The sequence below is a fragment of the Streptomyces sp. MP131-18 genome (genome assembly GCF_001984575.1).
Taxonomy (GTDB): Bacteria; Actinomycetota; Actinomycetes; order Streptomycetales; family Streptomycetaceae; genus Streptomyces; species Streptomyces johnsoniae.
Window position 1 is genome coordinate 4,333,244 of record NZ_LZNS01000001.1, and the last position, 24,167, is coordinate 4,357,410.

General features: G+C 70.7%; 27 protein-coding genes. All 27 read right to left on the reverse strand.

Annotated elements, in window-relative coordinates; all coding sequences use genetic code 11:
* Positions 1-180 precede the first annotated feature (180 nt).
* Complete coding sequence (locus STBA_RS19525) at positions 181-888, reverse strand: hypothetical protein (RefSeq protein ID WP_253194838.1); 708 nt, start codon at positions 886-888, stop codon at positions 181-183.
* Positions 888-1,847, reverse strand: a complete 960-nt coding sequence (locus STBA_RS19530; protein ID WP_077060487.1) for an endonuclease/exonuclease/phosphatase family protein — start codon at positions 1,845-1,847, stop codon at positions 888-890. The genes STBA_RS19525 and STBA_RS19530 overlap by 1 nt, the downstream gene beginning before the upstream one ends.
* An 80-nt stretch (positions 1,848-1,927) precedes the next feature.
* Positions 1,928-3,055 carry an NUDIX hydrolase gene (locus tag STBA_RS19535; RefSeq protein WP_253194840.1) on the reverse strand — a complete coding sequence of 376 codons (1,128 nt, stop codon included), beginning with the start codon at positions 3,053-3,055 and terminating at the stop codon, positions 1,928-1,930.
* The gene (locus STBA_RS19540) at positions 3,052-3,903 is read right to left on the reverse strand and encodes a protein phosphatase 2C domain-containing protein (protein ID WP_253194842.1); all 852 of its coding nucleotides are present in this window, start codon (positions 3,901-3,903) and stop codon (positions 3,052-3,054) included. Before STBA_RS19540 ends, STBA_RS19535 begins: the two co-directional genes overlap by 4 nt.
* A gap of 67 nt (positions 3,904-3,970) precedes the next feature.
* Entirely contained in the window at positions 3,971-4,600 is a 630-nt protein-coding gene (locus tag STBA_RS19545) for a 2'-5' RNA ligase family protein (RefSeq protein WP_077060488.1), read from the reverse strand.
* Positions 4,601-4,647: 47 nt separating this feature from the next.
* Positions 4,648-5,544 (reverse strand): endonuclease/exonuclease/phosphatase family protein, encoded by an 897-nt coding sequence (locus STBA_RS19550; RefSeq protein WP_253194844.1) that lies wholly within the window; start codon positions 5,542-5,544, stop codon positions 4,648-4,650.
* A gap of 222 nt (positions 5,545-5,766) precedes the next feature.
* Positions 5,767-6,735, reverse strand: coding sequence for a hypothetical protein (locus STBA_RS19555; protein WP_077060490.1), 969 nt, complete (start codon positions 6,733-6,735; stop codon positions 5,767-5,769).
* 62 nt (positions 6,736-6,797) lie between these two features.
* On the reverse strand, positions 6,798-7,403 hold the full coding sequence (locus STBA_RS19560; protein ID WP_253194846.1) for an NUDIX hydrolase: 606 nt from the start codon (positions 7,401-7,403) through the stop codon (positions 6,798-6,800).
* A gap of 50 nt (positions 7,404-7,453) precedes the next feature.
* Complete coding sequence (locus STBA_RS37865) at positions 7,454-7,963, reverse strand: GNAT family N-acetyltransferase (RefSeq protein WP_077060492.1); 510 nt, start codon at positions 7,961-7,963, stop codon at positions 7,454-7,456.
* Positions 7,964-8,123: 160 nt separating this feature from the next.
* Positions 8,124-9,224 carry a hypothetical protein gene (locus STBA_RS19570; RefSeq protein WP_077060493.1) on the reverse strand — a complete coding sequence of 367 codons (1,101 nt, stop codon included), beginning with the start codon at positions 9,222-9,224 and terminating at the stop codon, positions 8,124-8,126.
* 106 nt (positions 9,225-9,330) lie between these two features.
* Positions 9,331-10,269: an endonuclease/exonuclease/phosphatase family protein gene (locus tag STBA_RS19575; RefSeq protein WP_079252037.1), complete on the reverse strand. Its 939-nt coding sequence runs from the start codon at positions 10,267-10,269 to the stop codon at positions 9,331-9,333.
* A 26-nt stretch (positions 10,270-10,295) separates the two neighbouring features.
* Positions 10,296-11,219, reverse strand: coding sequence for an endonuclease/exonuclease/phosphatase family protein (locus STBA_RS19580; protein WP_253194848.1), 924 nt, complete (start codon positions 11,217-11,219; stop codon positions 10,296-10,298).
* 31 nt (positions 11,220-11,250) lie between these two features.
* Positions 11,251-12,183 (reverse strand): endonuclease/exonuclease/phosphatase family protein, encoded by a 933-nt coding sequence (locus STBA_RS19585; protein ID WP_077060494.1) that lies wholly within the window; start codon positions 12,181-12,183, stop codon positions 11,251-11,253.
* Positions 12,180-12,899 carry an HAD family hydrolase gene (locus tag STBA_RS19590; RefSeq protein WP_077060495.1) on the reverse strand — a complete coding sequence of 240 codons (720 nt, stop codon included), beginning with the start codon at positions 12,897-12,899 and terminating at the stop codon, positions 12,180-12,182. The genes STBA_RS19585 and STBA_RS19590 overlap by 4 nt, the downstream gene beginning before the upstream one ends.
* 159 nt (positions 12,900-13,058) lie before the next feature.
* Positions 13,059-13,772, reverse strand: a complete 714-nt coding sequence (locus tag STBA_RS19595) for an HAD family hydrolase (protein WP_079252038.1) — start codon at positions 13,770-13,772, stop codon at positions 13,059-13,061.
* A complete protein-coding gene (locus tag STBA_RS19600; protein ID WP_216355944.1) occupies positions 13,769-14,722 on the reverse strand; it encodes an MvdC/MvdD family ATP grasp protein in 954 nt (317 codons plus the stop codon). The genes STBA_RS19595 and STBA_RS19600 overlap by 4 nt, the downstream gene beginning before the upstream one ends.
* A 20-nt stretch (positions 14,723-14,742) precedes the next feature.
* The gene (locus STBA_RS19605) at positions 14,743-15,018 is read right to left on the reverse strand and encodes a hypothetical protein (RefSeq protein WP_077060498.1); all 276 of its coding nucleotides are present in this window, start codon (positions 15,016-15,018) and stop codon (positions 14,743-14,745) included.
* A gap of 135 nt (positions 15,019-15,153) precedes the next feature.
* Positions 15,154-15,615, reverse strand: coding sequence for an NUDIX hydrolase (locus STBA_RS19610; protein ID WP_171987737.1), 462 nt, complete (start codon positions 15,613-15,615; stop codon positions 15,154-15,156).
* 185 nt (positions 15,616-15,800) lie between these two features.
* A complete protein-coding gene (locus STBA_RS19615; protein WP_077060500.1) occupies positions 15,801-16,280 on the reverse strand; it encodes a hypothetical protein in 480 nt (159 codons plus the stop codon).
* Positions 16,281-16,298: 18 nt separating this feature from the next.
* Positions 16,299-17,537 carry a cytochrome P450 gene (locus STBA_RS19620; RefSeq protein ID WP_077060501.1) on the reverse strand — a complete coding sequence of 413 codons (1,239 nt, stop codon included), beginning with the start codon at positions 17,535-17,537 and terminating at the stop codon, positions 16,299-16,301.
* Positions 17,538-17,553: 16 nt separating this feature from the next.
* Entirely contained in the window at positions 17,554-18,843 is a 1,290-nt protein-coding gene (locus tag STBA_RS19625; RefSeq protein WP_171987738.1) for a cytochrome P450, read from the reverse strand.
* The gene (locus STBA_RS19630) at positions 18,840-19,454 is read right to left on the reverse strand and encodes an ATP/GTP-binding protein (RefSeq protein ID WP_077060502.1); all 615 of its coding nucleotides are present in this window, start codon (positions 19,452-19,454) and stop codon (positions 18,840-18,842) included. The genes STBA_RS19625 and STBA_RS19630 overlap by 4 nt, the downstream gene beginning before the upstream one ends.
* Positions 19,429-19,791, reverse strand: a complete 363-nt coding sequence (locus STBA_RS19635) for a DUF742 domain-containing protein (protein WP_077060503.1) — start codon at positions 19,789-19,791, stop codon at positions 19,429-19,431. Before STBA_RS19635 ends, STBA_RS19630 begins: the two co-directional genes overlap by 26 nt.
* On the reverse strand, positions 19,788-20,189 hold the full coding sequence (locus STBA_RS19640) for a roadblock/LC7 domain-containing protein (RefSeq protein WP_077063440.1): 402 nt from the start codon (positions 20,187-20,189) through the stop codon (positions 19,788-19,790). Before STBA_RS19640 ends, STBA_RS19635 begins: the two co-directional genes overlap by 4 nt.
* A 5-nt stretch (positions 20,190-20,194) precedes the next feature.
* Positions 20,195-21,514, reverse strand: coding sequence for an ATP-binding protein (locus STBA_RS19645; RefSeq protein WP_077060504.1), 1,320 nt, complete (start codon positions 21,512-21,514; stop codon positions 20,195-20,197).
* A gap of 155 nt (positions 21,515-21,669) precedes the next feature.
* A complete protein-coding gene (locus tag STBA_RS19650; protein ID WP_077063441.1) occupies positions 21,670-22,488 on the reverse strand; it encodes an SAM-dependent methyltransferase in 819 nt (272 codons plus the stop codon).
* A 191-nt stretch (positions 22,489-22,679) separates the two neighbouring features.
* On the reverse strand, positions 22,680-23,102 hold the full coding sequence (locus STBA_RS19655) for a hypothetical protein (RefSeq protein ID WP_077060505.1): 423 nt from the start codon (positions 23,100-23,102) through the stop codon (positions 22,680-22,682).
* Between the last annotated feature and the right edge of the window lie 1,065 nt (positions 23,103-24,167).

Below are 24,167 nucleotides of genomic sequence, written 5' to 3' on the forward strand. Positions count from 1 at the left end.
AGCGGCTGTCGGGCCGGGGAGGACTTCGTCCATCGAACGCACTCTCTTTCGTCAGTGGTCGGAGCGGGGAAGGGGCTGGTCACGGCGGCGCGGGTCAGCCGTCCGTGCCCTGTGCGGCACGGAGGCGGCTGTGTCACGATGCGGTCGGCGGGCTGTGGCGGGGTGGTGAACCGCGGGGATTCACCCCGGGGCGGGGGTGCCGACGGCGTGGGGGCTACGGCTGTCGCCCCAGGGGGACTTCGTGTACGCGCCGGAAGGTGTAGGCGTTGCGCGCGGGATCCTGGCGCTCCCAGACGAGCCATACCGAGGAGACGGTGGCCGAGGTGCGGATCCCCGGCCGGATGCCTCTGCCGAGTTCGGGGCGAGCTTGTCGGAGCGGGCCGCGAGCTCGGGGGTGTCCGTGTCCTGGAAACCGTATCCGCAGGACATGTGGCACCAGAAGTCGCGCTGTTCGGGAGGGAGGCTCATGCCTGCGTCGGTCAGGCCCGTGCGCACCCGGCGGTAGAGCTCCGCCGGGCCGGTCTCCGGCCAGATCTCGACGATCCCGGCGGAGCCGGAGGCCCTGGCGGGCCCGATCTCGATGTCGAAGGGCTCCATGCCGGCGAGTTCGCTGCGCAGGGCGGCGGCCGCGGTCGCCATCTGCTCTTCGTCGACCCGCGCGCCGGTCGCGTTGAGCTGGTTGACGGACTGGATGGTCATGTGGAGGTCGTCGTCGGTGATCGGGGTGATCACGTCCGGGTAGCGGGAGACGATCTCCCGCACGCGGCCGAAGTAGTCGAGGACCTGCGGGTCGCCCTGTGGCAGCCACAGGACGTGCGGGCGGACCCAGTCCTCGGCCGGTCCGCCTTCGCGGCCCCACAGCCGTCCGGGGTTCATGAACTTCCGCATCAGCTGTTCGCCTCTCGGCAGATGGCCTGGGGGGTGAACTCGGCGACGACCGGGAGGTGATCGGACGCCTCCTGCGCGGCGGCGCTGCGGTGGGTGGTGTAGCGGGTGAGCGCGGGCGCGACGGGCCGGGTGGCGAGGATGAGGTCGATGCGGCGCGGTCCCCAGGGGTCGGGGTCTCCCTGTCCGTCGTCCCAGTGGCCGACCGTGGGCTGCCAGGGCGCGTTGAGGTGGGCGGCGGCGTCGGCCATGTAGCCGCGGCGCAGCAGAGCGTGGGTCGGGGCCCGGTCCGCCCGTTGCCTTCCGCCGATCGAGGCGGCCGGTACCTGGAATTCGAGGTCGTCGTGGTGCTGGTCGAGGTAGGGCTCGTCGTCGTAGTACCGGCGCCCGCCGTGGCCGTCGTCGACTTCGGCGGCGGAGATGGAGTTGAAGTCGCCGACGCAGAAGCCGGGCTTGACTCCGCCGGTCTGGCGGAAGATGCCCTTGAGCCGGAGCGCCTCGTCGGCGCGGGCGTTCGGGCGGAACGGGTCACCGTGGTAGCTGGCGATGAGCAGCGGCTCTCGGGCCCCGACGTCGAAACGGCCGGTCGCGCAGCCGTGCCAGAAGTCCGGTGCTCCGTAGGGGCGGTAGCTGTCGGCGACGAGGTCGACGGTGCTGGGGTTCCACATGATCGCCGTCCACCAGGGCCGGTGCCAGTTCGCCGCCATGGCGACGCCGTGCGGCTGCCCGCTGGTGGCACCGGTGGCGGCCGTCAGGCCGCACTCCTCGGCGAGGTCCTGGACGACCCTCGCGGCGCGGTCCTCCCACAGCTTCCTGGGGGTGGTGCGTTCATCGACGAGCAGTTCCTGCAGTGCGAGGATGTCCGGGCTGATCTCCTGGATCGTCGTGATCCTGGCGCGCCACGCGGCGCTGCCGCGGGCGTCGGGGCTGAGCTTGTAGGCGTTCAGGTTCGCTATGCGCATTCGTGTCTCCAGCTGTGCGCGGAAGGGAATCAGGAGGGCGCGGGCTCGCCCGCACCCCAGGGTCGGCGGCCGCGGTCCGGTCAGGGAGGGGTGCCGTCGAGGGCCAGTTCGGTGATCGGCCGGCGTGCGGCCCGGGGAAGGTTCAGGTCGGCGCGGGCGCGGTGGACGGCGTCGAGCTGCCGGGCTGCGTCGGGGCCCCAGTCGACGAGTTCGGCCACTTGCTCGGGGGTGGCCAGGACCGCGGTGCCGGGGCTCGTGCCGGGTGAGGCTGCGGGCACGGGGGCGTGGCTGGCGATCACCGCTGCCATCCGCACGTGTGCCTCGCGCGCGGCGCCGTGGGCTGTGGTGTCCAGGTGGCCGAGGTAGGGCGGGAAGACCGGGTCGAGCACGGTGATCCGGGCCTGGGCGAGGGCCTGGCGGATCAGTGTGGCCGCTGGGTCCCCGTGGTCCTCGTGCTCCAGCGGGCCGCCGGGCAGGGACAGCGCTCCGGTTTCCCGGTCCATCAAGGCCACGACGCGCCCGTCGGGGGCGAACAGCCAGCCCCGGCACTGCGTGATCGGCACGCCGGCCGGGACGGGCACGGGGTGCCAGGTCCACCGCTCGGGAGTGCGTGGCCGGCTCAGCGCCTCCAGTCGGTCCAGCAGGGTGGGCGCCGTCGGGTAGCCGTCTTCCAGGATGGCGGCGCCGGCTCCGTTGATGCGTGCGCGCAGTGCCGCGAGGGTACGGCGGGCGCTGCGTCCTCCCATGTGACGGGCCAGGGCGGCCGGTTCGGCCCAGTGGGTGCGGGTGATCTCGTGGTCGGGCCGGATCGAGCGGATCTGGTCCTCGGAGAGGGTGCCGCCGTCCATCACCTGTACGATCTGGGCGGGGATGCGCACCGCCGGATCGTGCTCCGAGGCGCGGGGAGGATTCCAGTCGATCGCCAGGCAGCGTCGGAACTCCAGCTCGAGGCCGATCTCCTCGCGGACCTCGCGAGCCGCTGCGGCCGATGGCGACTCGCCGGCCTCGACCGCGCCGCCGGGCAGCAGGCTGGTGGTGCGGTAATCCGGATCCACTATGAGGGCTCGGCCGTGCGCGTCGGTGAACAGTGCGTTCGCGGCGAGCCAGATCGCCGCGCGCGAGGCCGCGTACGCGGCTGGGGCCCGGAATGTGCTGGGCGCGGGCCGGCTGGCCGCGTCGTCGGGGTGGGAGCATCCGTTGCCGCTCACACCACGCTCCTGACGGCCAGGGCGGCGATGGCCTTGTCGTCGGACAGCTTGTAGCGGGGCCATCGCAGGCCCTTGGGGTCGCTGAGCTCGGCGTCGTGCACCATCCGCACGACCTGTTCGGGGCCGCGGGTGCGGCACTGCTGGGCCAGTTCGGCCCAGGACAGCAGTCCGTACTCCTCGACGGCCGCGCTCACCCCGTCGGTCATCACCAGGACGTCTTCCAGGTCCGCCGCCGGCCAGGACCGGACCACGGCCTGCCGTGCGGCTTCGGGAACGGCCTCGGCGACCCAGTAGGCGCCCGGAACGTCGCGGTTGACGTGCCGCAGCTGGTGCTCGCGCAGCCGCAGCAGCAGCTCGCGGTGCTGCGGGGCGTCGAACCCGCCGCCGGCCCGCAGCCGTGCCCGGTACTGCGCGTATTCGGGCAGGCCGGTGACCAGCCGTGCCAGGCGGTCATCACGCAGTGCCGACACCATGCCGTTGGTCGTGACGGCGATGACCGGGCTGTCCGCCAGGACGAGCGCGTCCACACGGTCACCATGCCGGCGCACGATCGACACGGTCGCGGCGGGGGAGGCGCCCGGCACCAGACCGTGCTGATCCGCCACGGTCGCGATGGCGACTTCCAGGGCCTCGCGCAGGTCGGCCCCCGGGGAGAGGGTGAACTCGGCGGCCAGCCGTTCGCCCAGGAGCTGGGCGTACCAGCCGCCGCGTGGCGTTTGGTCGGCGACGGTGGAGACCCCGTCGAGCACGATGACGGCCCCGGGTGTCTGGAAGATCCGGTCTTCCGTGGGACGGCTGCTGGCCCCCGGCAGCTCGCCGGTCGTGACGGACATGCCCGCGCTGATCATCAGAAGGCTCCTTTCCGAAAGTGGACAGGTGGGTAAGGCTGTGGTGTATACCGCCGCATGCCCCGCGTCAGGAGGGTTCCGCCAGCGGGATCTCGGCGAGCGGGAGCCACAGGATCTGCTTGGTGCGGTGGTCGGGCTGGACGGCGACAAGGTGCACGGCGCTGATCGTCAGCGGCGCGTGGCTGGGGCGCACGCGCCGCAGGCGGCTTTGCAGCAGGTCGGAGTCGGCCTCCTCGTGCGCGTAGGCGAGCGTCAGATGGGCGGGGAGCACGCGGTAGTTGGTGGCGTCCGCGCCGCGGACGTTGTGGACGGCCTCACGTACGCGGTAGTGCAGGGTGTCGACCTCGTCGTCCGGTGACAGGTCGAGGAGGACGCCCGCCCGGTTGGCGATCGGGGAGCCGGCCACGAGACTCAGCGGCGGGATGTCGGCCAGGTGGCTGCGGAGGGAGTCGGCCAGTTCATCGAGTTCGGCGGGGCTGTAGTCCGATGCGGGCTGATCCGTGATCTGTTCCAGGGTGATGTGCAGCCAACGGTCATCGACGGGAGTGACCGGGAAGGATGCGCCTGCGGACCGGCAGCCGTGTATCAGCGAGGCCAGCCCCGCGTCCCGTGCCGGATCGACCAGGGCGTAGACCTGAAGCGCGCTGAGCCCTTCGGGCCAGGGCTGACCGCCGTACTGGAAGGTGAACGGCTTCACCGGGACTCCTCAGTCTGTGGGTTGATGGGGCCTGTCGGGCGGGGGTTTCACACCGCGAGGGTCAGGGCCTTGCGCAGCCCCGTGAGGCTGAAGGTGGCCAGCAGCAGGGCGTGGTCGGACGCGGCGCGGACCTCGTCCGTGTCGATGACGTCCAGCCGGGTCAGCGCCGCAGCGACGTTCGAGGTCGCGTACATCCGGTCGATCCGCTGCGGGGCACCCTGGTCGGCGCGCCACAAGCTGGCGGTGGGCGTCAGTGCCCGCGGCTGATCCAGCTCGACGGCCGCGTACTGCCCGAGCTCGGTGAACAGGCCCTGCCGGGTGAGGAGGTCATCGGGTCCGGTGTCGGCCACTCGCCGGCCGTCGTGGTCGATGCTGCTGCGGCGCTCGCGGTGGCCCGCGTCAGCGATGGTGTCCCACTCGGGCAACGGAAACGGATCGCGGCACGGATAGCTGTTGAAGTCGCCGCCGAACAACGCCGCTTGCTGCTCGGCCAGCACGATCAGCCGCCGGGCCTCGCCGGCCCGCCTGAGCGGGTCCGCCGTACTGAAGTGGACACTGGCCACCGAAACGGGGATGGGGCGGTCGGTTCCCCTCAGCCGCAGGACGGGGTTGCACATCAAGGGCCACACCGTGCCGGCGTGTTCGTAGTACGCGACGGTCTCGAAGACACCCGGGTCGAACAGCACCCCGGCCGGATGGGGCCAGTCCGAAGTCGGCGGGGTCATGAACGGGACGAGCCCCAGGTGACTGGCCTCCTCATACAGCGTCCGGGCGCCGTTCTCGTGAGCCCCGGTGAGCTCCTGCCGCAGGACGATGTGCGGCCGCAGTCCGGCCAAGACCGTGAGCGCGACGGGCCGCCGGTCGGCGCCGCCCTTCTTGGGCAGGCCGTTCGTCTCCAGGTTCCAGCACACGATGCGCAGTTCGTCATCCAAAGACGTGGTCACGTGACTCGCTTCCTCTCGCTTCCTCTGGCGGCCCGGCGGCCGGGCCTTCGCCGCCCGGTGCCGGGTCTCGGGTCAGGCCGGTACGCCCCCGGCGGTGCCGGCGTCGGCGGCTGGGATCGCGCCGCGCCGGGCGGCGCGAGACGGCTGGCACCCGGTGGCGCGCCCGCGGGACGTGCCGGCTCGGCCGGTGGGCGCGGCTGATGAGGGTTCGTCTTCATCGGCTCACGCCCCCGCCGCGCCGGTGCGGGCGGCGAACGCCCGCTCCTCGGCCGGCCGTGCGGCGGAGCCGACCAGCCGTGCGGTCAGGGCCCGTACAGCGGGCCGGCGGGCGTCCTCCGGGGAGTGGGCCTCGATCTGCAGCAGTGCCGCGAAGGCCCGGTGATGCTCGCCGAGCCCGTGCCACATGCGGGCGGTGTCCGTGTGGTAGCGGGCGCGGCGCTCGGGCGTCGCGAAGTCCCCCAGGCGGAGGCCCTGAACGGCATGGACGGCTTCGCCGGGCTCGCCGAGGACCGTGTGGATCCCGATCCGGTACAACGCGCACTGCGCCGGGCCTGCGGTGATCAGCCCTCCGGCGCCCGGCGCGGCGGCTGCCCGGGCGGCGAGTTCCTCGGCCTGCCCGGCGAGTTCGAGGGCCGTTCCCCGGCTACCGGCCTGCGCGGCGGTGTAGGCGGCGGTCAGCAGCATCCCGGACCGGGTGGCCGTCAGCCAGGGACCGGCGCGCCGGGTATCGAGGTCGGTCGCCGTGTCGATGAGCAGGGTGACGGCCGCGTCGGCGTGTCCGGTCTTCCGCAGGGTGACGGCGCGCGCTCGGGCGGCTGCTGCCACCGGTACCGCCAGGCCGCTCGCCCGGGCGGCGGCGAGCGCGCGTTCACCGGCCGCCGTGGCGTCGCCCAAGGCCGCTGTCTTGACGGCCAGTTCGCAGAGCAGGACGTAGCTGCGGGACAGGAGTGCTTGCGCGTGCGCGCCGGGGGACGGATGGGCAGCGGCCGTTTCCGCCGCCGTGATGAGCGCGGGCAGGCTCGCGGCCAGGTCGCGGTAGCGCCCGTCCGAGAAGGCGCGTTGGGCTCTGGTCACGGCCCGCTCCACATCGTGCAGGCGCCCGGCGGGCGGATGGGCCGTGCGCGGCGGCATGGCCAGCGCGGTCCCGGCCATGCCGCCGAGGAGCCGCCGGAGAACAACCCTGCGGTCCACGTCTGCTCCTGCCGAAGGGGAGGCCGCACCACCGGACGTGAGCCGACCCGGCCGGAAGCCGTTCACCGTTCCTCCGAGTCGGCGCGCCCCAGGCCACCGGGATCAAGGCCGGGGCGGCTGGGCTTGGAGGAGCGGAGGAGTTCTTCGACGGCGTCCAGCTCGGCGTCGGTGCAGTACACCCAGCCGAAGAGGTGCAGCCACCGCACCCACACCGGCTCGCAGCCGGGCCGGTCGGCGAACTGCCCGTCACTGACCTTTCCGTGGGCGTAGGCGATCGTTCGCCTCACCAGTGCGGCGATCTCGACGCGGGAGACCCAGCGGGCATTCCGTGTCTCCCGTCGGCTCGGTGACAGCTCACCCGAGACCTCCAGGGCCTCGAAGACGCTCCACCGGTGCCCTGCCGAAGGCCCACTGGGGGCGCGGCGGCAGCGGTTGTCGCGCCAGCGGCCGACGTCCAAGGGGGCGAGCCGGTTGATGGTCAGGCCCGTCTCCTGCCGGGCCTCCGTGATCGCCGCCTGCTGAGGAGTTCCGAACTGGTCGATATGGCCTGCGGGCGCAGCGACGCCCCAGGGCCAGGTGGCGCGCTCGAACATCAGCAACTGCCCGTCCCGGTTGATCAGCACCCCGACCGAGGTGTGATCGCACACCGCCGGTATCAGCTCTTCCACGTACACCTATCCCTTCATTCTCGTGCGGCTGTCGATTCGGATGCGGGTGTTCACATGCCGCACGGCTCGCTCGGATTCCAGGCCGGGTGCACCGAAGGCCGGCCCGTGGGGCGGCTGAGGTCCAGGTGCATGGCGTGCTCGGGCACGAACCCCAGCGCCGTGAGCAGGTGGCGGGCCTCGGGAGGCGGCGCGGTGGTGAGGGTGATGCGTTGGCAGCCGGCCTCCCGCGCGGAGCTGATGAACGCGTGCGCGACGGCGCGGGCATAGCCGCGGCGACGCAACGACGGCGCGGTGGTGATGCTGGTGAGGTGGACCACGTCGCCGTCCGGGCCGATCGGGCTGCACAGGTCCTCGTAGAGGTAGCCCACTGCGGCGCTGGCGAGCCCGGGCTGATCAGGGGCGTCGATCACCCAGGCCAGGAAGTACCGGTCCACGCTGAACAGCCGCTGGGACAGCCGGGCGCCGTCCACCGGCTTTCCCAGGCCGTCGGCGTACAGGCGGGTCAGGTCTTCGGCGTCGCGAGGCGTCGCGCGGCGCGGCGCGGCCGTTTCCGGGGTCACTGGGCTGTCTCCCGTTCGGCCGGGAGGCGCGGTGCGGTGGCCAGGGCGCGGGCGGTCGGTCGGGCCTGAGGGCTGGCGGAGCCCAACTCGTCGTGCATGCTTGCCCGGTATTCCTTTCGGTGGTGTTGGCGCAGGGTGGTGCTGGTGGCGCTTCGGGGTGTCAGCTGTGGCCCGCAGCGGGTGTGTGGAGGGGCCAGCTCGGTCCGTCGGGGGTCTGGTACCAGACGTGCTGGCGGTCGAGGGTGGCGCTGATGCCGAAGTCCTCGCGGGCTGGGGGGACGGGGAAGAGGTCGTCGAGCTCGGCGACAGTCGGCCACAGGCGGCGGGGCCCGGCCTGCCACACGGCGCCGGAGGTGTCGACCACGAGGGTGGAGCCGTCCAGGGTCCACATCCGCACCGTGGCGATCTTGCCCTCCTCGTCGTCACGCCTGACGTGCAGCATGTGATCCGGCAGGGCGAAGGACAGCGGGATGGCCAGGTCGGTGACCAGCCGGTTCACGTCCATCCCGGTGCGTTCAGGGGTGGAACCGCGCACCGCCGCCTCGGGTGGGGGCGGTGCGGGGGTGGTGAGCGTGATCAGCGGGGGCATGTCGGCGGGGGCGGGCAGGAACCGGCCCTCTGCCCGGCCGCCGTCGACACACAGCCGGGCGATGCCGCGTCCGAGCGGGGTGAGGATCAGCCCGCCGTCGACGGTCTGCCGGATCCATGCCGGCGGCAGCCAGGCCGGCCGGCCGGTGGCGAGGATCCGGTGGAAGGGAGCCTCGCCCGGGGCGCCGGCGTGACCGTCGCCGGTGACCACGTGCGGGTGGTACCCGATCCCGGCGACGGCCCTCCAGGCATGGAGCGAGCGACGGGGGTCGATCTCGACGGTGGTGACGCGGTGGCTGCCCAGCCGGTGGGCGAGCAGCGCGGGCACGTATCCGGTGCCGGTACCGATGTGCAGCACCGGGTCGCCCTCGCGTGCGTCCAGTGCGCCGAAGAGCGTCAGCACGTCCGAGGGGCGGATCGCCAGTGGCACGGCATGGCCCTGCTCGTCGAGGTCGGCGACCAGGTCGGCGTCGCTGTAGACGTACGCCAGCCACTCCCGACTCAGGTGTTCGGGGATCTGCCAGATGTGGTCGTAGACCGTGAACGCCTCCTGCTCCAGGAGTCGGTGGCGCGGAACCTGCTGGAGCGCGTCGTGCCACGGGTCATCCGCATCGGTCAGACGATCCGCCAGCCGACGGCGCAGCGCGGCCGCTTCCGTTTCCACGTCGCTCACCGAGCTCGTGCTCCGTTCTTCGTCACTGGGCGTGAGTGGGCTCATCCGGTGTCGAGCACCGGCCCGGCCGCCCGGGCAGTTCCTCCTGGGCGGCCGGCCCGCAGGGTCAGGCCGCGACGGCCAGGTCGGCGAGGATGCTGATCAGGACGGCGCGGTCCAGGGAGACCACCACCGTGTGGTGGTCGCTGTACTCGCGCATGTTGATGACCTCGACGTCGGCGACGGCGGGCAGCAGCTTGCGCGAGAGGTAGATCCGGTCGATGCGCGTGGCTGGCCCGTGGGTCGGGTAGGCGTCCACGGTCGGCGCCAGGATCCTGGCCCGATCCGTCTCCCGGTCCGGCACGGTGGCCAGGTGACGGGCGGCGTCCTCCAGGCCCGCCTCGCGCAGGTTGTTGTCCGGCCAGATGTCCAGGACCCGCGGCTGCCCGGGGATGATCAGGCGGCTGCGGTGGTTGCGGTGGGGCTCGTTGCGGATGGCCAGCGGGTGCGAGTCGGGCACGTCGAGCCGTGGGAGCGGCACGTCGCCGGGTGTACCGGGCTCTGGGTAGCTGTTCGTGTCGCCGCCGACGATGCATGGCAGCACGATCCGGCGCTTCTTCAGCGTCACCGTCTTGTCGTTGAGCCGCGTCAGCCAGTTGGCCTCCGACTCGCGGCGCACCGGGTTGTCGTAGACGTGGTGGTGGGAGCAGCAGACGATCGGGATGGTCGTGCCGGTCAGTTCCAGGCTCAGCGTCGTCGGCGGCATCTCCCACCTGGTGCCGACCTCGTTGGCCCAGTTCCGGCGGGGCGTGAACACCTTCGGGGCCCAGTACAGGGCGGTGGCGCCCATGCCGGGGCCGAGTTCCCCCTTCATTCCCAGCGCCGTCTGGGAATCGAGCCACGCCTGCGAGTCCCGGCCGGAGACACCGAAGCCGATCATCTCCTGCCGCATCAGCAGGTCCAGCTTCAGGTCGCGGAGCCGATGGTGCAGCCTCGCCCGTAGCTCGACGTCGTCGTTCCCGTTGAGCTCGAAATTGCAGGTGGCTATGCGAATGTGCTGGTTCACGCTTTCCCTTCCCTTCTTCACGTTGGTCAAGCTGCCGGGGTCAGTGCCTGCCGCAGGCCGGGCAGGTTGAACCGGGCGATGATCAGGGCGTGATCGGACGCCAGCCGCACCGCGCCGTCCGTGACGACCTCCAGACGCTTCAGGGCGCTGGCGATGTCGCTGGTGGCGTACATCCGATCGATCCGCTGCGCCGCGCCCTGGTCCGTGCGCCACAGGGTCGCGGTGGGCGTCAGCGCCGCCGGCTGGTCCAGCTCGGTGGCCGCGTACTGGCCGAGTTCCCGGTAGACGGACCGCCCGCCCGGGGTGACCCCGGCCAGAATGCGGTCCGGTTCGGTGTCCGACACCCGCTGGTCACCGCGCCAGATGGTGCGGTGCTCGTAGTGCACCGGGTCCTGCACCGTCCGCCAGTCCGGCAGCGTCCCGGGAGGGTCGCTGTGCGGGTAGGAGTTGAAATCACCGCCGACCAGGGCGGATTTGCCGTGGTCCGCCAGCGTGGTCAGCCGCTGTGCCGCGATCTGCCGCAGCTGCGGGCTGAAATGGGACAGGTGGACGGAGACCACGGCGAACGGCGTGGGCGCATCCGCCAGGCGCAGGACGGGGAACCGCGTGGTCTTCCACATCGCGGTCTGCCAGACCCGCTCCTCAACCGGGGCGAACAGCTCCTCGTCGTAGAGGACGGCGACCGGGTTGCGGCTGTCGGTGCCGACCTCGGACAACACCGACCGCAGGCCCAGCCGCTCGGCCTCCTCCTTGCGGAGATCCGCGTCGTTGTCCCAGGCCCGGGTCTCCTCCTGCCGCAGCAGGATGTGCGGCCGCAGTTCCTCCAGCACCTCCAGCGCGGTGTCCCGGCGCTCCCGTGCGCCGTCCTCGTCGATCCCGTTCTGCTCGATGTTCCAGCAGGCGACCGCGAGCTCATCCGGCCCGGCCGCCGTCAGCGATGACGTCACCACGTCCCCCTCTTCCTGTTGATCGATCGGCTGGTCATGCGGCGCGGGTCAGGGCCTGGCGCAGCCGCGTCGCGCTGAACTCGGCGACCAGCAGGGCGTGATCGGACACCTCGCGGACGTCCTCGCTGGCGACCACCTCGAAACTGGTGAGCGCCGCGGCGATGTCGGGGGTGGCGTACATCCGGTCGATCCGGCTGCGGTGCCCCTCATCCGCTCGCCACAGGCTGGCCGTCGCGTCCAGGGCCTGCGGCTGACCGAGTGTGGTCGCGGCGTGATGGCCGAGTTCGGCGTAGACCCCGGGCTGCACCCGGCCGCCGGCCAGGACGCGCTCGCTCGCGAGGATCCGGTCCGGCTCGACATCCGACACCTGCTCGTCGCCGCGCCAGACGGTGCGCCGTTCGAAGTGGCCGGTGTTCTCGACCCGGGACCAGTCGGGGAGCGGTACCGTCTCCGCCTGGGCGCGGTGCGGGTAGGAGTTGAAGTCGCCTCCCAACAGCACGGAGCGGTTCTGGTCGGCGAGGAACAGGAGCCTGCGTGCCTCGCGGGCCCGGGTAGGCGGGTCGTAGGAGCACAGGTGCACGCTCGCCAGCGATACGGACCTGGCCGTGCCCTTGAACTTGACGACAGGGTTGCAGATGGGGTGCCACCCGTTGGTCACGTGGTGGTACTCCGCCTGGACCTCGAACACGTTCGGGTCGAGCAGCACCCCCGTGGCGTTGGGGGACTCCGGCGTCGCCGGTGCGAGAAAGGCGACCAGACCGAGCCGGGTGGCCTCCTCCCACAGCGGGCGCCTGCCGTCGGCCTCGGCGCCGGTAAGCTCCTGCCGTAGCACCAGATGCGGACGGTACGAGGCCATGACGTCATGCGCCAGGTGCCGACGGTGCACCGCGCCGTCCTTGTCACGGCCGCCATGCTCCACGTTCCAGGTCAGCATGCGGATGGTGTCGTCCTGCGCGATCGTGCTCATGCCGATTCCCCTGCCTTCTCGATGCCGAGGTACGGGAGGAGCTGCGAGAGGTGCGAAAGGGCGAGGGTGCCGTCGACCATCACGCCCGGCGGCGAGCCCGGCGTGGCCCGCCGGTCGATCCAGGCGGCGAGCATCCCGGCGCGGATCGGGCCCACGACATCCCGGGGCAGCTCGTCCCCGGTGAACAGGATCTTGTGCGGGGCGTCCACGCCGGCCTGGTGGAGGACTTCGCGGTAGAAGCGCGGGTCCGGTTTGCCCGCGCCGACCGTCGACGAGCAGACCAGGCGCATGAAGTCGAGCCCGGCGTCGGCCAGCGTCTTCGCCCGGTGGGTCTCCGGGCGCACCATGTTGCTGGCCAGGACGCAGGTGAAGCCGGCCTCGTGGACGGCCCGGACGGCGTCCGCCGCTTCGGGGTCGATCGGGTGGTCGCCGCACTCCGTCCAGATGGCGGTGATCAGCGGTTCCATGTCCGGCAGGTTGACTTCGTGCCGGGCGGCGGTGGCCTTCAGCAGGTCCGGGATGGTGTCGGCGACCGGGTCCGCGTAGAAGCGCGGCAGCGAGACGTCGAAGCTCCGCGCGAAGTCGTGCTGTACCGCAACGTCGAAGCGGCGCTGGAGGATGCCCCGTACGAATTCGCCATCGGGCTGGCGCCGGGCATCGCCTGTCAGCGTCCCGTAGTAGTCGAAGGCAACCGCTTCTATTCCTGAATGGATCATGATCCCCCTCTTTGTGTGTCAGGCGTGCATGTGTGGAATTCCGGACCGCACCTTGTGAGCCCCCCTGATCACCTCTGACGCGCAGCCGGGAAAGCCCGTTGGTGGGCGAGAAGAGGCAGCTGCGGCACTGCCGGAGCGGATGTCCGTGTGTGGCTTCGGCTACCGGGTCCGGGGTTGGAGCAGGTCGACGGTGAGCTGGGAGAGCCGTGAGAGGACCAGCGTCCCGTCGGCCATGCGCTCCGGCGGCGAGCCCGCGTCCCTCTTCGTGTTGACATGGGCGGCCGCCATCCCGGCATGGATCGGGCTCACGACATCCCGGTGCATGTTGTCGCCCAGGAAGCAGATCGCGGCCGGCGCGACGTTGGCGAGCTCGATGACCCGGTCGTAGAACGCCACGTCGGGCTTTGCCGCCCCGATGTCACTCGAACACACCGGGATCATGAAGCTCAGCCCCGCGTCGGTCAGCGTCCGTGCTCGGTAGGCGCGCGGCCTGCAGGTGTTGCTCGCCAGCAGGCAGGTCAGGCCGGCGCCGTGCAGTGCACGGACGGCTTCGGCGGCCGCCGGGTCGATGGGGTGGTCGCCGGTCGCCTCCCACACGGCATTCACCACCGCGTCCATCCCGGGCAGGCGCACACCCTGGTCGTCGGCGACCGCGGCCAGCAGTTCGGCGAACGAGTCCGGCAGCGACTCCTCGTACCACCGCCACATCGACCGGTCGTAGCAGGGCGCGAACGACTCGGGTACCTCGAGCCCGAACGTCTGGAGCAGGACCTGCTGCACCAGCGGGCCGGTGGGGCGGCGGCGCTCCTTGGGCAGGGTGAGGGTTCCAGCGAAGTCGATGGCCACGGCTTGTATAGGGCTATGAACGCTCATCGAGTTCCTTTCTCAAGCAGATCGGCAAGGGCATGGATAATGGGTTCGTGAGTCTGGTCGATCCAGCCCCATTGCCCGTTGGCGTTGACGTCCACCAGATAGTGGACATTCTGAGTGTCAACAATTATGTCCAGCGTTGCGAAGACGAGTCCAAGGCTGTGCAGGAGAGTGTGAATTCCCTCTTCCACGGCTGTCGGCAGCGTGGTCGATGTGTAGTTGAGGTTGTCGATGTCGCGACGCCAGTCCAGGCGGCCGGGCCCTTCGGGGGCACGGATGACGACCGGGAAGAGCCGCCCGTCCACTGCCGCTACCCGTATCTCGTAGGCTTTATCGGTAATTTCACGCTGGAATAGATGTGCGGTCAGTGAAATCCGGGGATCATTCCACCGGTGAGGCGGCACCTGAGACGTGTAGAGGCGGCCGTTCTTCCCTTCCCCTGAATACCTGATACTCCCCAGGGACTTGGTGACGACTCGGCCGCCGCACCGCTCGGCGAATTCCGCGACATCCCCCGGTCTGTTGGTGATGAGCGTCTCGGGCACCGTGAGTCCGGCGGCGGCCGCGGCCGACAGCTGCCTCGGTTTGGTGCAGTCAGCGATGGCCTCGGGCCGGTTGACCCACAGCACCTCGGGCGAGGAACCGAGTATCCCGCCGACAGCCCGCCTGGCCTGCGACTCCGCGAACGCGCGCTCGGGGCCGGACATGCTGCTGGGAAAGCCGAAGGGCGTGGGCTTGCGCCACCACACCGCCCTCAGCCCCTCCAGCGCGAGCGCCCGGCTGGCACCGGTCAAGGCCCCGCGCCAGGAGCCCTCTGGACGCAGTTCCGCAGACAGCGCGGTTCGGAGGGGGAAATCCGCCACATCGGTTCTCATGAAGGGCACGCCGCGGCGGTTGAGTTCGCGCAGTACGTAATCGGCCGTCTCGTCCCTGGCGCGCGTCAGGACGAGCACGCGAGGCTCCGGGGTCCAGGTCACCCGTCTTCGTCCTCCTGCCCGCCCGGCCTGGCGCTGGTGTCCGTGAGAAGGGAGCCGCTGGATCGGAACTCGGGCGACTCGATGCAGATCTGATCGCCGATCTGGGAAAGCTGCGAGACGGGGTGGACGGTGACCACCGGTTCGGACCAGGAATCTTCCGGAAGGACCGTCAGCAAGTCGAGCCCGAAGGGGCGCGTCGCCAGCGGCCCGGCTTCCTGGTCACCGGCCTGGAGGGAGGAAATGGGGAGGCGGGAAACAGCGAGAGAGTGCATGAACCGATCCTGAAGTCCTCGGGATAAGGTTACGGTTTCGGGCAGTCGTGGCCTGCCGATGGGTTTCCGTGAGACCGCGGCAGATTCGAGTGGTGTGGCCTGGTATCAGGCGCTGACGGATTCTTGTGGCGGGTATCAATAGGCGGGCGGGAGGAATTCATGGACGCCGGTGGCGCGAGCTTTCATCGCCACTCGGATACGGCGGGCCAGCGGGGGAGAGGCCCACTGACCGATGTCATCCAGCGGCGTGAGCCGTTTCGCCTTCAGTTTTTCTGAGGGCAAGCGGACGCTGTCCCACTCGCCCCGTACCAGGGGCGCGACAGCGAAGATCAAGTTCATGCCTTCCGGCTCGGAGCGCGCCGGATCAGGCCGCATCCACTCGGTGACCAGGAGTTGGCCGGCCACGCGCGCCAGCCCGGTGTCCCTGTGGATCACACGGGTGAGCGCCTCGCGTGGATCCTCGCCCTCCTCGACCGCTCCACCGACGAGGTTCCAGACCTGGTCGTGGGAGACGGGCTCCACCAGTGCCACGCGGTCAGCCGAATCGCACAGCAACGCGAGAGCGCCGGCGGCACGGCGCGGCCAGCGCTCGTGCACCGGGGTCTTCGTCTGCTGTGTGACTCTCGTCGACCGGGGCCAACGCATCGGTGGTGATCTCCTTCGTCCGTGCGGCTGGACGGCTGATGGGTGCAGGGCGTCGCTGTAGTGCCTGCCCGCGGTTGGATGGGCCGGTGCTGAGAGGGGCGTTCGACTGGCAACGTCGAGCGCCTCCCGGCGGGTCTCTAGGTCTGGATCGTGGTGCGGTTGGCGGCCACGACTTCGAGGGGGGTTCGCAGGGTCGGCGGGTCGCTGAACCAGGTGCTGACGTCTCTGGGGGCACGGATCCAGCGCAGGCCGATGGGGTCGCTGTCGGTTGAGTGGGGCGGTGGGAGCGTGACCGTGGAGCCCTTGCCGAGGTGCTGGGCGATGGCGGGCCACGGCTCTTCGCTGCTGCCGGGCGGGAGAAGGATGTACCACTGGTCATGCTTCGCGGAGATGAGGCCGATCCTGCTGTCCAGGTCGAAGCTCAGCAGGCGATTGATGACCGCTTCGCCGTGGTGCTGGGCCAGTTGGAGCGCGTCGAAGTTGGTGCCGGTTCGCAGGGTGACGGTCTCACCGGAGAACCAGGCGGCGGAAATGATCATGTACGTCTCGAAGGTGCTGTGAGGCTGCTCGGGGCAGGGGAGCGAGTACTGGAGTTGTTGTTGGCTGGTCGGCAGCACGCGGTGCGGCGTGGGGGATCACGGCCGGGGGTGGAGGTGGACGGGGAGGGCGCTGACGGAGTTGGAGACCAGGGACGGAACCGGGATCAGGTCGGTCAGGGGGACGGCGAGGGTCAGGTCGGGGTAGTGATCGAAGAGGGCGGGCAGGGCGATGGTGGCTTCGAGGCGGGCGAGGGGCGCGCCGAGGCAGACGTGGGGGCCGCCGCCGAAGGCCAGGTGGCGTCCTTGCCCTCGGGTGATATCGAACAGATGGGCGGCTTCGCCGTGGTGGTCAGGGTCGCGGCCGACCGCGCTGTAGGGGGCGAGGATGGGTTCGCCGGCGGGGATGGTGACTCCGGCGATCTCGATGTCCGTCAGGGGGTAACGGGCCAGGAAGTTCCCGATGGGGGCGTCCCAGCGCAACACCTCCTCCACCACCGCGGCCCAGGTGTCGTGGTCGCCGGCTCGGGCGAGGGCGAGTTGGTCGGGGTGGGTGAGCAGGGCGCGGACGCCGTTGACGATGAGGCTGAGGGTGGTCTCGTGTCCGGCGGAGATCATCAGCCAGAGGGTTCCGGCGAGTTCGTCCTCGGTGAGGGCGTCGGGGTCCTGCTGGCGGGCGGCGATGAGCGCGCTGGTCAGGTCGTCGGCCGGCTGGTGGGTGCGCTCGCGGATGATGCGGCCCAGGATCGTGTAGATGTCGTGCTGGGTCCGGATCACCTCGTCGGGCTCGGTGGTGGAGCGGAAGATGGAGTCGACCAACTCGCGCATGCGGGGCCGGTCCTGCTGGGGGATGCCGACCAGGTCGCAGATGACCTGCATGGGCAGCGGGTACGCGAGGTGAGCGCGCAGGTCAACGCTTCCGTCCGGCCGGGCGTGGGAAGGGAGCGCGGTCAGCAGGTCGCGGGTGAGGGCGGAGATGCGGGGGGCGAGGGAGCGGACGCGGGCGGGGGTGAGGGTCTGGGTGACCAGGCGCCGCAGCCGGTGGTGCTCGGCCCCGTCGGCGGTGACCATGTTGTCGACCTTGACCATGCCGGTCAGCGGCCAGCCGTCAGGTATCAGCCCGTCGCGCATGGCCGGCCAGTTGTGCCAGTTCTTGCTGATCCTGGGGTCGGTCACGAGCTGGGCGAGCAGGTCGTGGCGGGTGACGGTCCAGGCCGGCACATTCCCGGGCAACTGCACGCGCACAACCGGGCCAAGGGCGCGCAGCCGGGCGGCTTCGCCGTGGTGGTCGGCCGCGACGGGATCCAGGGCGACGGGTTCGGTTGCGGGCTGTGGCATGGGCGGTCCCTTCAGCTCAGCTGTGTGGTGCGGGCGGGAACGTCACGGGCAGGGTGGTGGGGCAGCGGGTCCACGGGGAGGGGCGGGCGGTCAGCTCGGCCGAATCGGCGGCGAGCTGGATGCCGGGCAGGCGCTCGAGCACGGTCTGGACGGCCGTGTGGGCGATCACCCGGGCCGGATCGCGGGCCGGGCAGGCGTGCGGGCCGGCGCTCCACGCGAGGTGGGCGCGGTTCCCGAGGCGGGCGTGCGGGTCACCGTTGTGGATGCGGGGGTCGTCGTTGGCCGCGGCCAACCCGAGGATGAGCGCGTCCCCGCGGCGGATGGTCTGGCCGCCGAGTTCGGTGTCGGCCATGGCGTAGCGGGCGGGCATGTGGGTCATGGGCGGGTCCGACCACAGGACTTCGTCCAGGGCGTCGGTGATGCCCAGGCGTCCGCCGCGCAGGCGTGAGGCGAAGCGGGGATCGGTGAGCATCTTCTCGATCGTCTTGGCGATCCAGATGGTGGTGGTCTCCTGGCCTGCGGAGATCATCACGACCATGCTCTGCATGATCTCGTCGCCGCCTGTGAGATCGGCGTGGTCGAGGAAGAAGGTGGTCATGTCGTCGGCCGGCGTCCGGGCACGTTCGTCGCGGATATCGGCGAGGATCTCCTCGAAGTGCCGGTTACCGGCCTGGGAGTCGTCGCCGGATCCAAACAGGGCCGCCAGCGCGGCCAGCAGCTCGTGCCCTTCGGCGCCGTGCAGGCCGAACAGGTCCGCGATGGCCAGCAGCGGAATGGCCTGGGCGTACTCGGCGATCAGGTCCGCGCTGCCCCGGCTGGCGAACGCGGCGATGAGGTCGGTGCAGATGCGTTCGACCGCGCGCCGCATCGTGCGCTGGTCGATCCAGGCCACGCCGTCATCCAGCGGCCTGCGCAGGCGGCGGTGCTCCATACCGTCCGCGCCGATCACGTTGGCCCGCCAAAACATCATCGGCCCCAGACCCGAATCGGGCGGGACGACGCCGGTCTGGAAATCCCCCCAGTTGCGGGCATCCCGTGAGAACAGGTACTCGGTGCGGGTCAGGTCCAGCAGCTCGCGGTAGCCCATCACCAGCCACGCCCTCACCCCCGGCTCCAGCTCCACCGGGGCCACCGGGCCCCACTGCTGGCGCAGGCGGCGGTAGATGGCCTGGGGGTCGGGGCTGGCGGTGATGTCGGACAGCGCGACCAGGCCCGCGGTGGTGTGCGGGTCACGAGCCGGGGCGTGGGCCGGGCAGCCCGGCGGCGGGACAGGCGCGTTGGTGGCGGAGGACGGGTTGGTGGTCATCGGGCGGCAGCTTCCTTGGCGGTGAAGGCGTGCTCCACCAGGGCGATCAGGGCGTCGATGCACGAGTTCGGGTCCTTGAGGGCATCGCAGCGCACCAGCGGCGTGTCCTCCAGCAGGTCCAGTGCCTCGCGCAACTCGGCGTCGGAGTGTGGCTCGGAGTTCGGGAACTCGTTGATGGCCACCGCGAAGGGGAGGCTGTCGCCCCGCAACTCCAGCTGGTCCAGGACCTCGAAACTGCCCTGGAGACGGCGGCTGTCGATCAGGACGAGGACCCCGATGGCGCCCTTGGCCAGCCCCTCCCACATCGACCAGAACCGGCGCTGCCCCGGCGCCCCGAACAGATACAGCACCAGCTCGTCGTTCAGCGTGCGACGGCCGAAGTCCATCGCCACCGTGGTGTGCGTCTTGTCCGGCAGGAGCGACAGGTCGTCGATACCCTCGCTGGCCTTCGTCATCAGGGCCTCGGTCCGCAGCGGCCTGATCTCCGATACCGATTCCACGAGCGTGGTCTTGCCGACGCCGAAGTCTCCGGTGACCAGGATCTTCGTCGATCGCTCGACCGTGCCGGGCAGGTAACGCTCTGGCTCAGACCTTGTACTTGCGGAGACCATCGAGCACCTCCTTCAACAACTCGATACTGGGGCCCTCGGCCCGGGGGGAGGATCGCCACGTCAGATGCCCGGAGCGGATCAGGTCGGAGGCCAGGACCCGGACGATGTTCACCGGGAGCTTCAGATGGGCGGCGGCCTCCACCAGCGAGATCCGCTGCTGGCACATCTGAAGCAGGTCGCGCATCTCGGCTGATGCCGTCACCGGCAGGGGCTGAGGCGGATCGGCGGCGGACAGCAGCGTCTCCAGGGCCAGGTTGAGCTCGGCCCTGGCCCGCCCGCCCGTGATCACATACGGCCGCAACGGCGTGTCCCGGTATCCGTCCGCCGGCCCGCTCATGACGTCGGGGGATCCTGCCGGGCCGGTGTCGTCAACGTCCGCTCGCCCATGCGCTGCACGAGCGACTGCATTTCGGTGGCGATCACCCCCGGGTCGATCTGCGGGTCGGCCAGCACGGCCAGATGGCTGCCCTCCGCCGCCCGGCGAACGAACAGCATGCAGCCGTCAAGCTCGAACATCAGCTGCCGCGTCTGGCCCGGCGGCGACCCGAACTCCTCCGCAAGGCTGAGCCCCAGCGCCTGCAACCCACTGCACGCCGCCGCCAACCGGTCCGCCGCCTCCCGCTCCAGCGACGGCGACTTCGCCCGCATCAACCCGTCACTGGCCAGCACGATTACATGCCGGACTCCCTTGAGACCATCCAGCCCCGCGATGACCCAGTCCATGTCCATGTCCATGCTTTTCACTGCTCACTCCGCTCCGTGGTCTCTTCCGCCTCACTGCCCGGCCCGCGGCCGGCGGTGAGGAACGCGTTCATCCAGGCGCCGGCCTCCTGCGGCGTCTGCTCCACCTGCCGCCGACCCGCAGCGGAAGCCCCAGGCTCCGCCTCCCCCTGGCCGCCGCCTTCGCCGCGCCGCGACCGGCGCCGCGGCAGCCGCGACTCCTTGTGCGCGCCGCCTGCCTCCGCAGCCGACCGCTGCTCCACCGGCGCGGCCGGCATCGCCCGCTCGTTCCCGGGAAGCGTCCGCGGCGGGACGGGCATCACCCACCTGTCCGGGATCAGCACCACCGCGCGAATCCCTCCGTACGGGGACTCCCCGAGATCAACCCGGAACCCATGGCGGCGCACGTACTCACCCACGACCGCCAGGCCCAGCTTCGGCACCTCGGACAAGGCGCCCAGATCCACCGGCCGCTCCCCGGACACCCGGGCACGCGCGGCCTGCAGCGAGGCGTCCTCCATCCCCGCACCGCTGTCGTCGACCTCGATGACCACGCCCCGCTGCACCAGACGCACCGTCGCCCGCACCTCGAACGCCGGCGGCGAACACGCCGCGGCGTTACTCAACAGCTCGGCGAGAAGGTGGATCAGCGGCTCCACCACCTCCGCCGCCACACCCACCTCGTGGTGCCCTTCCACCCGCACCCGCTGATACGCCTCGATCCGGCCCGACGCAGACCGCACCGCATCCACCACCGCCAGCGGCTCCTGCCAGCGCTGCCCCGGGAACGCCCCGCACACGATCCGCAAGCTCTGAGCCAGCCTCGCCTGGACCGTCGTCGCGTGATCAACACGCAGCGCCGCCTCTGCCGCCTTCTCCCCGACAGCCGGGTCGTCCAGCAACGGCGCAACGGCCTCCTGGATACGGTGCGCACCCGCCTGCACGCGTTCACCCACCGCGACCGTCACACGGCGGAGAGACTCCTCACGGTCGTGGACCACAGCGACGACATGCCCAGGGATCTTCTCCAGCCAGCCGGCCACAGACTCACCCAGGAAACCGGCCCGCAGTTGAGGCGGCACATCACCACCCGCCGCGGCAACCGGGAGCCGCACCTCCACCAGGTGCCGCAACTCCTCCTGCAGCGCCGCGGCTGCTGTATCCCTCTCCTGCTGCCAAGCTGCGTCACGACGGCGCATCTCCGCCAACTCGGTCTCCCGTGCACGGATGTCGCCCCGTGCCGTCTTCAGGGCACGTTGCCGCTGCCGAGCCACCCACGCGAACCACACGGCCGCCATGGCACAGGCCACAGCAGCCGCGAGCAGGAGATACGGCGTCATCGAGTCCTCACAGTCAGCGTCTACAAAATGGGGGTGAAGGGCCGCCGGGGCACTCCCCGTCCCGTTCCCGACGGGGGGCGGGCACGGAAAGAGGAGTTCGTCTCTTCCCCGGCGGCCGGTCGAAAGGTGAGCTGCGCTTCAGGCTTCGGGAATGGTCACGGTTTGAAGCCGACACCAGCCCACAAGCTCACCGTGGCGTCATTGACCTCCGGGCCCGGGAAATGGCGGCGAGGCACCTCCTCGGGGTCCGGACGCCACCGGTGCGCGACCTCCAACCCGGGCTCCGCCAAGTCAAGTCCCTCGAAGAACCGCTCGACCTCGCTTCGGCTGCGGACCTGCGCTGGCGTGCCCCCGGCACGGTAGATATCGACGACCCGCGCCCAGGTCTCCGGATCGAAATCAGGCGTGCAGTGGCTCAGAGCCAGCGCCGAGCCAGAGGGCAGAGCGTCCAGCAGTCGCCGGACGATCCCGTACGGGTCCGATTCATCAGGCACGAAGTGCAGCACCGCGTGCAGGCTCAACACGATGGGCTGGCACAGATCCAAGGTCGCGGTGAGCTGCGGTGCGGCGAGGATCCGCTCCGGATGACGCACATCGGCCTGGATGTAAGCGGTACGTCCCTCCGGCGAGCTGTTCAGCAGTGCGCGAGCGTGCGCGAGGACGATCGGGTCGTTGTCGACGTAGACGACGCGAACCTGTGGTTCGACGTCCTGGGCGACCTCGTGCAGGTTCGGGCTGGTGGGGATACCGGTGCCGATGTCCAGCCACTGGCGCATGCCGTGCTGGGCCACGAGCATCCGGGTCACCCGGTGCATGAAGTGACGGTTCTCCCGGGCACAGACGGAGATGCCCGGGAAGACCGCTTCGACCTGCCGAGCGGCCTCGCGGTCCGGGGCGTAGTTGTCCTTGCCTCCGAGGTAGAAGTCGTACATGCGGGCGGAGTGGGGGATGTCCAGCCTCAGGTCCAGGGGCATCGTGGCGTGCGTGCTGTCGGGTGTGTCCGGCTGGTCGTTCATGCGGGTACCAATTTCGTGATCGTGGTATCGACAGCCGACGGCGCGAGGGGTGGCCGGGAAGTGGGCCGCAGGCGGGGGTACTCGCTCGGGCCGCACCGCACGAGCCGGGGAGCGGAGGAGCATAGGCCCGACCGCCAGCAGCACACGAGTCACAACCGCGGCCCGAATCCAGCGGGCACGATTCCCCGGAAGAAACGCGCCTCCGCCTGCCGCTCGGACCCGGTCGCGAACAGGGCCTCGGTCAGGCCGTAAGGCTCCGTCAGCCCGGGGCACTCCCTGGCCGGTCCAGGCAGCAGCCACATCTGCGCGTCGCACCGACGACCACCGCCGCACTCCAGGACCGGCCGACTCCGCCACCGGCCGACCGGCACAGGCTCCTCGACCGGTACTGCCAGCGTGCGATGCCTGCGGCACAGCCGCACCGGCCCCACGGTCCCGCCCCGCCCGCGTAGCCAGCACAGCGCCACCATCCCCTCCGATTCGCCCAGGTGCACGACCTCGGGCTGCCGTCCGTCCAGCACGCTCGGAAGCGCTATGTAGTCGGGCGGAACAAGCCAGTCGATGGCAGTCATCAGGAATCAGCCCAGACAGAAGAGGGGGTATTCGGCGCGCACGGATGCCGACCGCCGCGCCGCGCCGGCGGAGCGGCCGCGCGTTCAGCGCTGGCATCCGGTGTCGCTTCATCACAACAAATCCCTAGAAAAGGAAGGAAGAGAGGGAAGGGAAGGCCGCCGGGACAGGGGTGCGGCGCTCTGCCAAGGGGGACTTGGGAGCGGTCCCGGCGGCCGGTCATACGGGGTGGTGCTGCGCCTACTCGCCGGCTACGGATCCGTCTGCGGGAACGGAGTGCCGAACACACGCCCTTCGGACATGAGGTCCAGCGCGTTCAGTGCCGGCGCCCGGCTCCGCATCCAGCGTTTTCGCCGCCTATCCCCGGCCGCCAGCGAGATGACCACCTTGTGAGGGGGGGCCACCGCGCCCCGGCCCGCGCTCTCACTGGTCACATTCGCCCCTTCCACGGTGAGGAGTGACTCGCTCCGGCCCGAACCGGCCGGAAACCAGGTCAGTAGCGTTACCGACTCGCACCGTGGGCGGAAGCGGTTGCCCGGCGCCAACCAGTGCCGGAAGGCGCCCCGCCTCAGGCAACCCCTGGCTGCCAGGCGCCTGGTGTTGCCCGGCGCCCCTGCGGCCGCGCCTCGTGGCGGCAGCCCTGTCAGCCTCGCGGCGCCGGTCGCCGCACTGCGGCGATGGATGCCTCCGGGTGCAGCCGGGTCGTGGTGCCTCATCTCAAGGTCCTCACACGATCGCGAATGACGGGGGTGTTGACTGGCGGCGGGACGTTCCCTGGTGGAAAGGCAGTTGAGTCGAGCACGGTCTCAGCGGCCGGTCGGAGGTCGAACCAAGACGGCCCGCCGAAGCCGTCGTCACGACGGATGCCATGCGGCCTCTCGGTCCGGGACGTACAGCCAGCGTTCGCGCCACGGACAGGGTGCTCACCTGCGACCAGGTGATGACGAGACCGGTCACGGCACCCTCCCCTCCTCGTTAACCGACAGGGGGACGACATCCCCCGGCAGCCATCCGGAGCGAAGGCGGAGGTGGTTGGCGGTCGTGACGCAGAGCGTCTCTTGCTGTCC

Bases quoted from the DNA above. Each gene is read 5' to 3' on its own strand.
- STBA_RS19525 (WP_253194838.1), bottom strand. From the start codon at position 888: ATGCGGAAGTTCATGAACCCCGGACGGCTGTGGGGCCGCGAAGGCGGA.
- STBA_RS19530 (WP_077060487.1), bottom strand. From the start codon at position 1,847: ATGCGCATAGCGAACCTGAACGCCTACAAGCTCAGCCCCGACGCCCGC.
- STBA_RS19540 (WP_253194842.1), bottom strand. From the start codon at position 3,903: ATGATCAGCGCGGGCATGTCCGTCACGACCGGCGAGCTGCCGGGGGCC.
- STBA_RS19585 (WP_077060494.1), bottom strand. From the start codon at position 12,183: ATGAGCACGATCGCGCAGGACGACACCATCCGCATGCTGACCTGGAAC.
- STBA_RS19590 (WP_077060495.1), bottom strand. From the start codon at position 12,899: ATGATCCATTCAGGAATAGAAGCGGTTGCCTTCGACTACTACGGGACG.
- STBA_RS19595 (WP_079252038.1), bottom strand. From the start codon at position 13,772: ATGAGCGTTCATAGCCCTATACAAGCCGTGGCCATCGACTTCGCTGGA.
- STBA_RS19605 (WP_077060498.1), bottom strand. From the start codon at position 15,018: ATGCACTCTCTCGCTGTTTCCCGCCTCCCCATTTCCTCCCTCCAGGCC.
- STBA_RS19620 (WP_077060501.1), bottom strand. From the start codon at position 17,537: ATGCCACAGCCCGCAACCGAACCCGTCGCCCTGGATCCCGTCGCGGCC.
- STBA_RS19625 (WP_171987738.1), bottom strand. From the start codon at position 18,843: ATGACCACCAACCCGTCCTCCGCCACCAACGCGCCTGTCCCGCCGCCG.
- STBA_RS19630 (WP_077060502.1), bottom strand. From the start codon at position 19,454: ATGGTCTCCGCAAGTACAAGGTCTGAGCCAGAGCGTTACCTGCCCGGC.
- STBA_RS19635 (WP_077060503.1), bottom strand. From the start codon at position 19,791: ATGAGCGGGCCGGCGGACGGATACCGGGACACGCCGTTGCGGCCGTAT.
- STBA_RS19640 (WP_077063440.1), bottom strand. From the start codon at position 20,189: ATGGACATGGACATGGACTGGGTCATCGCGGGGCTGGATGGTCTCAAG.
- STBA_RS19645 (WP_077060504.1), bottom strand. From the start codon at position 21,514: ATGACGCCGTATCTCCTGCTCGCGGCTGCTGTGGCCTGTGCCATGGCG.
- STBA_RS19650 (WP_077063441.1), bottom strand. From the start codon at position 22,488: ATGCCCCTGGACCTGAGGCTGGACATCCCCCACTCCGCCCGCATGTAC.
- STBA_RS19655 (WP_077060505.1), bottom strand. From the start codon at position 23,102: ATGACTGCCATCGACTGGCTTGTTCCGCCCGACTACATAGCGCTTCCG.